The organism is Pseudoalteromonas sp. S1608, assembly GCF_005887265.1.
Classification (GTDB): domain Bacteria; phylum Pseudomonadota; class Gammaproteobacteria; order Enterobacterales; family Alteromonadaceae; genus Pseudoalteromonas; species Pseudoalteromonas undina.
Map to the genome: position 1 here is coordinate 360,626 of NZ_PNDK01000002.1, position 8,720 is coordinate 369,345.

An 8,720-nucleotide genomic window follows, 5' to 3' on the forward strand; every position below is an offset into this window, starting at 1 on the left:
CTTTTTAATAGATTAGGGTCTGTTGATCTTTCAAGGTTAAATTTGCAGCAGTCTGTTTGGTATTTAGGCAAGGCAGAGCCTATGTGGTGTGGTTATTCCCCATAAATAGGCGATAACGCAGCATCAATGCCAAACAGGCGCTGCCCGAAGGGTTCTGCCTAGGGACGATTTACTCTTTGTTGCTCGGTTTTTACTTAGCCCACTAGGTTACAAACCTCGCGCCGCGATTAAACCGCCCCTAGTTTGAACAAGTTTTAATCCGCAAAGGTCAACAGACCCTAGAACCCGATTAGATTTTAGTTAACCAACCGTGTTTATCTTCGCTTTTGCCCCATTGAATATCATTCAATGCTTGGCGTAAGCGTGCCGTTGTTGGCCCTGGTTCACCGTTACCTACTTTGTATTCTTTATCGTTATGGATAAACGTACCTACTGGAGTCAATACTGCCGCAGTGCCTGAAAGTGCTGCCTCAGTGCCTGGTTTTGCTGCACGCTCTAAAAGCTCAGTGACAGTAAAGTTGCGCTCGCTAACCGTCATACCTAAATCTTTAGCTATGGTTAAAATGCTATTACGAGTTACACCGTGTAAAAATGTGCTGTCGAGTGCTTTAGTAATTATTTCGTTGCCATCAATTAAAATAAAGTTTGCGGCACCGGTTTCTTGCACATCGCCGCCTGGGCAAAATAAAATTTGGTCGGCTTTATATTTAGTGCGTGCTGCTGAAATTGGGCCAAGTGCGCTGGCATAGTTACCACCGCTTTTGATCATACCCATGTGCGGTGCACAGCGCATACCATCTTCTTCAAGTAAGACTCGTAACGCAGTTGCGCCACCTGAAAAATAATCACCCACTGGCGATAATAACGTGTAAAGCAATGAACTCATTGACGGTGCCGCCGCTTTACCAATGGCAGCTTCCGTACCAATGTGGGTTGGGCGAATATACATAGAACCTGGAGGAAGCGGCGTTTCATCGGCGTATTCACGTACAATATCGATGATCATTGTTTTTAGCATCTCGCCATCAACAGCAGGTAAACTCAATAATTCAGAACTTTGCTGCATACGCGCAATATTAGCGTCCATTCTAAAAATATTAACCGAGCCATCTTGGTGGCGAAAGGCTTTTAACCCTTCAAAACATGTACTTGAATAATGAAGAACGTGTGCACCTGCATGTAACTCAAGCTTATCGCAAGGAACAATTGAGCTTTCGCCCCACTGGTTGTCAGAAAACTTAGCTTGAATCATCTGCGGCATAAACACAGTACCAAATGCTGCCATTTTTATTCTCTCTTGTGTGGTCTATTTTTCTCCATTGTATGACAACCAGCTACTATTTAACCATAGCAAAACGAGCTGTTTTTAAATTAATTAGAAGAATTTTTTGCATGTACTGATGATTATTTAATCAATAAAGCACTTACCAACCTTTTAATGCAATAATCAGCTAACATTTTATAGTTAGCTGATTAATTAATGCGAACATTATGATGGCGGCTATTTTATTAGCCTCTATTTAAACGAATAACGCAATATACGCTTTAATACTGAGGTGTATTGCTGAAAAAATCCGCCAGTATTATAAGCAATCCCCTGCTTTTGTAATGCAGCTTGCACTTTAGGCGCAATTTCTTGATAACGGGACGATGGCATATCAGGAAATAAATGATGCTCTATTTGAAAGCTTAAATGCCCAGTTAAAATATGAAACCAACGTGCCCCTTTAATGTTTGACGACCCCAGCGCTTGGCGATAATACCACTGCCCTTGGCTTTCGTTTTTGCAGTCTTGCTCGTAAAAGGTATGGGTTTGCTCGGTAAAATGGCCACAAAAAATAATGGTTGAGGTCCATAGGTTACGAATTAAGTTTGCCAAAAAATTACCGCTTAATACCCATAAAAACAGTGGTCCCGCCAAAACTGGAAATAACACATAGTCTTTAATTAGTTGGCGCGCCCCTTTACTAAAAAAGCGCTTTTTTAAGGTGCTATGCGCCACAGCACCTTCACGGTTTGGTTTCTTTTTACCTATAAAGACTCGCTCGCCTGCGAGCTCGTGATACGACACGCCCCACTGAAACAGCACGCTTAAATTTAAATAGGTAATAAACTGCCATGTATTTTTTAGCCGCCATTTAAAGTCATTGCTCAACCTTAATAAGCCATAACCAAAGTCACGATCTTTTCCGATAATGTTAGTGTAAGTATGATGTTCAAAGTTATGAACGCGGTTCCAGCTTTGGCCATCGCAGGCTATATCCCACTCGTAGCTTTTAGAGTTAAGTTGTTTGTCGTTCATCCAATCGTATTGACCATGCATTACGTTGTGGCCAATTTCCATGTTGTCGAGAATTTTAGCCAAACCAAGTAATAAAACACCCGCTACCCACAATAATGGCTGTACAAAACCAAGCATCAATAAAATCCGTCCGCCTATTTCGCAAAACCGCTGCTTACGCACAATAGAACGAATATAATTTGCATCCTTTTGCCCTACTTGCGCTAATGTCGACATTTTAATTTCATCTAAATCATCGGCTAACTGTTGATAATTTATAGTTGTCATAGCTGTAACTCCAAATCGCTAACGGCTTGGCTCACACACAGTTGAATTAACTGCTCGCCAGTATCTGATAATTGATTAGTTTTTAAATTACGCACCACTCCCGACTTTTTAATGCACTGGCATTGATGGCAAATACCAATGCCGCAACCACGCTGCACAGGGAGTTTTTTTGCTTCAAACTGGTTTAATAGCACCTCATTACTAGTCACTACATGCGTGTCTTTATTTATTATTACTGAAAAATGATTGTCGTCAGTCAATTTAGGCATGGATATAGCAAACGATTCTTGGTAATAGGTTAAATTAAGTAGACGAGTAAAATCTGCAACTTCTTGCATAAAGCCAGCAGGACCACAGCAATATATATCAGGATTATCGTCCGTATTTATATGAGTAGTTAAATATGGGCTTCGATCCCGTGTAAGCAGTACGTAAGAAAAATGATTATATTGCTGTGTCAGCATTTTTAACTCATTAGTGCATTGATGCTCACCTGCTTTAGCAAAGTAAATTAATTTTATCTGATGCTCAGTATTACCTAGCTGCTGATCAAGCATTGCAAGCATAGGCGTAATTCCCGAACCACCAGCAATAAACGTGCTGGGTTTGTGCCAGCTTTTAAATACAAAGTCGCCACTTGGTGAAGAAATATTACACCATGGCTGCACCGCTAATGCATTTTGCAATTGGCTTGTAAAATGACCTTGCTGACCTGTTTTTACTAATAAACGAAGTAAACCTGTTGCCTTAAATTGTGCGGGGCTGCATGCCAAAGTAAACACTCGAGTAAGCAAACGTCCATTAGCTTCCACCGTTAAGCTAATGTGTTGACCAGCAATATGTATAGGCCACTTTTTACTTGGTTTAAGTGAAATACTTAAAAATCGCCCGCTTAGCGCTTGAACATCAACAACCTTGGCTCGAAAAAGGTCAGCGCGCCACGCAGGTTTAAACTTTTGCATTATTGGCTCAATATAAGCTGCAAAGCTTTGATGGTGTAAAAACCATTTTGAAAATTGGTCTAATACCGGAGTTAACATGGTTATAAATTCTCTATTTAAATCGACTACCCATTAGTTTCTGCTGGGTTTTATATTTGAGCATACACGTGTAAGCCCAAACTTCAGCGCACAAGTGTACGCTCGAATTTTTAAATTTCAACCCCATTAGAGTAATTATTCAATTTTTCTAGAGCGGTATTTAAAGGTTAACAACGCTTAAGTACCCAATGGAGAACGATTAAATTGCGTGCACTTGTACTTATCCCAAATACTTAACACCATGATAAATAGCGTGCTAAGGTAGTTAAAATTTAGTTAATTTTGGAAGCCATTATGAACAAAGTAACAACGCGTAAAAAATTTTCTACACTTGCCAAAATCAGTTGTGCATTTGCACTTTCGGGGCTCACCAGCCTCAGTACTTATGCAGTTGATTTTAAAGAATTGGATAAATTAGCGCTTAATGTAAAACCGGTAACTGTTGCCCAAGGAATTTCAATTCCGTGGGCTATTGAGGCTCTGCCAAACGGTGACTTATTAATAACCGAGCGCAGCGGTATCCTTTATTTACTTCGTAATAACTCCACCAGCTTAACTAAAATCACTGGGCTACCAAAAATAGATGCCAACGGCCAAGGCGGGCTTCTTGATTTAGAGCTACACCCTGATTTTGCTAATAATCAATGGCTATATATTACTTATTCAAGCAGTGAAGGCGATGGCGCAGGTAGTAACACCGCACTTATGCGTGCAAAGCTAAGTAACGATCACAGCCAACTACTTGAGTCACAACAATTATACAAAGGTGAGCATAACTCTAAAAAAGGTCAGCATTACGGCAGCCGTATTGTGTTTGATAACCAAAACTATGTGTATTTTTCGATTGGCGACCGCGGCTCGCGAGATATTAACCCACAAGATTTAGGCCGTGATGGCGGTAAAATTTATCGTTTACACGACGATGGTAAAATTCCATCCGACAACCCCTTCGTAAACCAAAAAGGTGCAAAACCAGCGGTTTGGTCTTATGGGCATCGTAACCCACAAGGTATGTGGTTCGATGGTGACAATAGTGTATTTTGGGCACACGAACACGGCCCCCGTGGCGGCGATGAGCTTAATATGATTAAACCTAAAACTAACTACGGCTGGCCCGTGGTGAGTTACGGTATTAACTACAGCGGCACCTCGTTTACCGATTTAACAGAAAAACCGGGCATGCAAGCGCCTATATTACAGTGGACACCGTCTATCGCTCCTTCAGACATGTTGCTAGTAAAAGGTGATAAATACCCTGAACTTAAAGGTAAATTTTTACTCGCTTCAATGAAATACGCCTTTGTTAGCGTATTAGAAATAGCAGATGGCAAGGTCGTTAAACAAAGTAAATTACTTGAAGGTATTGGCCGTATTCGCAGCCTAGCCCAAGGTGATGATGGTACTATTTACCTTGGATTAGATGGCCAGGGCATTGTGCGACTAGATCCTAAGTAGTCATTTAATACATCTAATTACAGTAACAGCAAACTTTTTGCAGCTTAACTGCGTACTGTTACTGTAATTAGCTAATAAAGAACGAGGGTGTTGATGTTTTCATTTTTAAAGCCAGATCCAATCAAAAAATTGCGTAAAGAGTACGATGCAAAATTAGAGCAAGGCATGCAAGCACAAAGAAAAGGCGATATTAAAAGCTATGCGATGTTAACTGACGAGGCTGAAAAAATCTGGAATGAAATAGAAGCACTCGAAGCCAAAAAGGCCAAGTAAACATATAGCCTACCAATTCAAACCAATCCCGCGTTAAAAACGCGGGGTTTTGATACTTACAAACATCCTTTTTTAAATTCACTTAAGCCCAACCAGATAATTCCCTAGCTTAACCTCCATCGTAACCAGCTTTTAATTGAGCACAGCTGATTATACTCATAGCATTATTGCCTTCTCTTACTTATGCTCATAACCCACCTAAAACCTCGCATAAACAATTATTTACATTAACGTTAATTAGTGGAATTATTAATCTAGTCCAAAAGAGTTGATGCATTGTTTGAAGTAGCAGAATCTTAAAGCGCTGATGATTTTGTGAGTGCGAGGAAAGCATTTTTAGTAAAGTGTGTAATTAAGCCATAAAGCATCAAAAATTTACTGGAAAAAATGCAATATAATGAAAAAATTATAATTAAATCAAGGAATACAGATGTACACAGGTAGTTGTTTATGCGGCTCAATCAACTTTTCAATTAATGGTAAAGTTACTGATATTATTCATTGTCATTGTTCGCTTTGTCGTAAGGCCAGTGGCAGTGCTTTTGCTACTAATGGATTTATTAATGCCAGCGATCTGACATTAACTGATTACAACGGCACACTTACTTTTTACCAAAGTAGTGAAGGTAAACGTAAGTACTTTTGTAAAACCTGCGGCGCTCCAATTTATAGTGCTAACGCTCAATCTCCTCAAAGATATCGCCTTCGATTAGGCGCGTTGACCTGCGATATAACAGAGCGACCCATATCGCATAATTTCATCACCTCAAAAGCTAATTGGGAAGACTTAGATGCTCAGCTTCCTCGTTATGAGGGACATGAGCCAGGACGAGAGTAAATCCATATAAATTTATCTATTTTTTTAAGTGGGAGTTTGAATGAAACTGAATCAAGTAACTTTGCCAGTCAAAGATATGAATGAAGCGGTGAGTTTTTATCGCACACTTGGCTTTACCCAAATCGTTGATACTCCTCATTATGCACGTTTTAGTTGCCCTGAAGGAGACTCTACATTTTCATTGTCTTTAGAGAGTGAATTTTTTGAAAATCATTCTGTAATTTATTTTGAGAACGATAACCTTGAACAATTGTGCCAGCAATTAATCAAAAAAGGGATCGTATTCGAACAGCAACCCACAGAGCAAAGGTATCTATGGAAAGAAGCGGTTTTAAAAGACCCTTCAGGAAATAAAATTAAACTCTACAAAGCTGGAGAAAATCGATTAAACCCACCTTGGAAGGTACAAAAACAGCCATAAAGCTAAGCACGAACCAGCATTGCGCTAAGCAGCTAAATGCTGGCGTTTAAGTACTGTACTTAGTTATTTATATTCCACCTTAGCGGTTAAGCGATTAAATAACCCTGGGAAAAACCGTTTTATAAACGGTGCCCAACCACTTAACCCTTGCCCTATTACTACTTCATCCTTTTTATTGTAGATTGCAGTGAGCATTTTTGATGCAGCTACATTTACGTTCATACCATTTTCTATTGAAGGCTCAGGTTTGTTTTGCGCCTCACCTTGCTCGTTCAATGAGTTATGGGCAATCGCCGTTTTAATTGAGCCAGGGCAAATAGTTAAGCAATGTATGTTGTGCTCTGCCACTTCGGCGCGTAAGCAATCCATAAAGCCTACTACAGCGTATTTACTGCCTGAATATCCGGTTCTGAACTTAGATCCTACTTTGCCTGCCACGCTACTAATAGCCACTACTGAACCGCTTTTACGTGCCACCATTGAAGGTAGTACCGCTTTAGTGAGTGCAATTAAGCCAAAGTAATTTACTTCCATAAGTTGCCGGTACACTTTAAAGTCATTTTCTAAAAATAAGCTACGTTGTGATACACCGCCGTTATTAATTAAAATATCAATGGGGCCTAAGCTATCTATTTGCGCCGATACATCCTGCAGTACCATTTCGGGCTTTGATAAATCAAGCGGGATAACACGGTGCCCCTCGCCTTTTAACTCGTCTTTTACTTGGTTGAGTTTATCGATATTTCGCGCTGATAAAATAACCTTTGCACCTTGCTCTGCAAATTGTTTTGCAAGTTCTTCACCAATACCTGATGATGCGCCGGTGATCCACACTGTTTTATTATTATAATCCATGGTTTACCTTATATTCTTTGACTGGTTATGCTTTAGTTGGACCCGCTATTTCATTCACTTGCTGTTCTAAGTTTTTGTAAAAGCCCATTAAAAATAGTAGCTCAACAGTGACATACAAAGGGCCAATAATTAAGCCTACTAAATCATCAACAAAAGCGGGCTTTTTACCTTCAAAATAATGACCAATAAACTGTAATATCCAGCCAAACACGAACACCCCAACTCCAATTACCAACCAAGGTATTAATGCCATTGCGGCAATTGGCTGGGCAGCTACCAGTAATAAAGTGAAAATAATCCCCATGATTAAACCAAGCGAAAAGCTCAACATAAAATAGTAAACCACAGAGGCTAATACAAAAATTTGCGCGCCATCAATGCTAAAATTAGCAATAGGAATTTCAATTCGGGCGAGTAAGCATAAAGCGGCAAACACAATGAGTGGAATACCAAAAAAATGGGTTAATACATTTCGTTTAGAGCGATGGTACAAACCATACTGGCCGAGCTGTTGTTCAAGGGTTTTCATGACGGCGTTCCTATTGTTATTTTTATAAGCAAAGTTCACCTTATAAAAAATGACACATAATAACAACTGATAACGATAGTTAATCTCTAAAAATGGTGAGCAGCACCTTATGCGTTATAGCTATAAATTAGGTAAGGTCATCGTTAATAATTAACATGATCAGCACCAGGAGGTTTACATGCTTTTAAAAACACTCGCCGTTGGCCTATTACTCGCTTTAGCTGAGATAATTAATGGCAATATTAGAGTAAGGATTTTACATCGATTTTACGCTCTAAAACGCGCTAAAACACTCAGCTTACTTTTGGGCACTGCGATTATTTATGCCATTACTTGGCTGACCTTGCCATGGGTTAACCCTATTTCGTACTTAGATTGTTTAAATGTGGGTTTTGTTTGGCTAACAATAATGCTTAGTTTAGATATTGTTGTGGGCAGATATTTATTTAAGTATAAGTGGCAGAAAATACTTGATGATTTTAACCTTTTTAGAGGTAACTTACTGAGTGTGGGCATGCTATTACTTTTTATAAGCCCCTGCTTGGTTTTTTGGTTACAGATGAAAGTTATGGTTTAGAGCACTCCTCTAATAGCGAAGCGCCTCTTTGCCCTCTTTGTGCATAATTCACTAAACCCTATTTGAACACAGAGAAGCGAATGAGGAGTAAATGAGAAGCCAAATAAGTTTTGGTTTAAGTTACTTCTCTAAAAACCTAGCGTGTGTATTGCCCCGTTTTGCG

10 protein-coding genes are annotated in these 8,720 nt (G+C 39.6%); 5 read left to right on the plus strand and 5 right to left on the minus strand.

The window, feature by feature from the left end:
* Window positions 1-289: 289 nt before the first annotated feature.
* From CWB75_RS01970 to CWB75_RS01980, 3 genes are all read right to left on the minus strand, one after another.
* Entirely contained in the window at window positions 290-1,291 is a 1,002-nt protein-coding gene (locus tag CWB75_RS01970) for a branched-chain amino acid aminotransferase (RefSeq protein WP_349304069.1), read from the minus strand.
* Window positions 1,292-1,516: 225 nt separating this feature from the next.
* Entirely contained in the window at window positions 1,517-2,569 is a 1,053-nt protein-coding gene (locus CWB75_RS01975; RefSeq protein WP_054201060.1) for a fatty acid desaturase family protein, read from the minus strand.
* Window positions 2,566-3,609 (minus strand): flavin reductase family protein, encoded by a 1,044-nt coding sequence (locus CWB75_RS01980; protein WP_138569756.1) that lies wholly within the window; start codon window positions 3,607-3,609, stop codon window positions 2,566-2,568. The genes CWB75_RS01975 and CWB75_RS01980 overlap by 4 nt, the downstream gene beginning before the upstream one ends.
* A 294-nt stretch (window positions 3,610-3,903) precedes the next feature.
* Between CWB75_RS01980 and CWB75_RS01985 the strand changes: the two genes are divergently transcribed.
* The 4 genes from CWB75_RS01985 to CWB75_RS02000 all read left to right on the plus strand — a co-directional run bounded on the left by CWB75_RS01985 (window position 3,904) and on the right by CWB75_RS02000 (window position 6,596).
* Entirely contained in the window at window positions 3,904-5,064 is a 1,161-nt protein-coding gene (locus CWB75_RS01985) for a PQQ-dependent sugar dehydrogenase (RefSeq protein ID WP_138569757.1), read from the plus strand.
* A 93-nt stretch (window positions 5,065-5,157) separates the two neighbouring features.
* On the plus strand, window positions 5,158-5,337 hold the full coding sequence (locus tag CWB75_RS01990) for a DUF6435 family protein (RefSeq protein WP_010390276.1): 180 nt from the start codon (window positions 5,158-5,160) through the stop codon (window positions 5,335-5,337).
* 430 nt (window positions 5,338-5,767) lie between these two features.
* A complete protein-coding gene (locus CWB75_RS01995; protein WP_054201063.1) occupies window positions 5,768-6,175 on the plus strand; it encodes a GFA family protein in 408 nt (135 codons plus the stop codon).
* 40 nt (window positions 6,176-6,215) lie between these two features.
* Complete coding sequence (locus CWB75_RS02000; RefSeq protein WP_055012597.1) at window positions 6,216-6,596, plus strand: VOC family protein; 381 nt, start codon at window positions 6,216-6,218, stop codon at window positions 6,594-6,596.
* Between the two features lie 63 nt (window positions 6,597-6,659).
* Here the strand turns inward: CWB75_RS02000 and CWB75_RS02005 are convergent, their stop codons facing one another.
* Together CWB75_RS02005 and CWB75_RS02010 are read right to left on the minus strand one after the other, a co-directional pair.
* On the minus strand, window positions 6,660-7,451 hold the full coding sequence (locus CWB75_RS02005; RefSeq protein ID WP_138569758.1) for an SDR family oxidoreductase: 792 nt from the start codon (window positions 7,449-7,451) through the stop codon (window positions 6,660-6,662).
* Window positions 7,452-7,476: 25 nt separating this feature from the next.
* The gene (locus CWB75_RS02010) at window positions 7,477-7,980 is read right to left on the minus strand and encodes an Mpo1 family 2-hydroxy fatty acid dioxygenase (protein ID WP_054201066.1); all 504 of its coding nucleotides are present in this window, start codon (window positions 7,978-7,980) and stop codon (window positions 7,477-7,479) included.
* 178 nt (window positions 7,981-8,158) lie between these two features.
* On the opposite strand from CWB75_RS02010, the gene CWB75_RS02015 reads away from it, so the two are divergent.
* Window positions 8,159-8,557, plus strand: coding sequence for a hypothetical protein (locus tag CWB75_RS02015; protein WP_055012599.1), 399 nt, complete (start codon window positions 8,159-8,161; stop codon window positions 8,555-8,557).
* The last annotated feature ends 163 nt before the right edge of the window (window positions 8,558-8,720 follow it).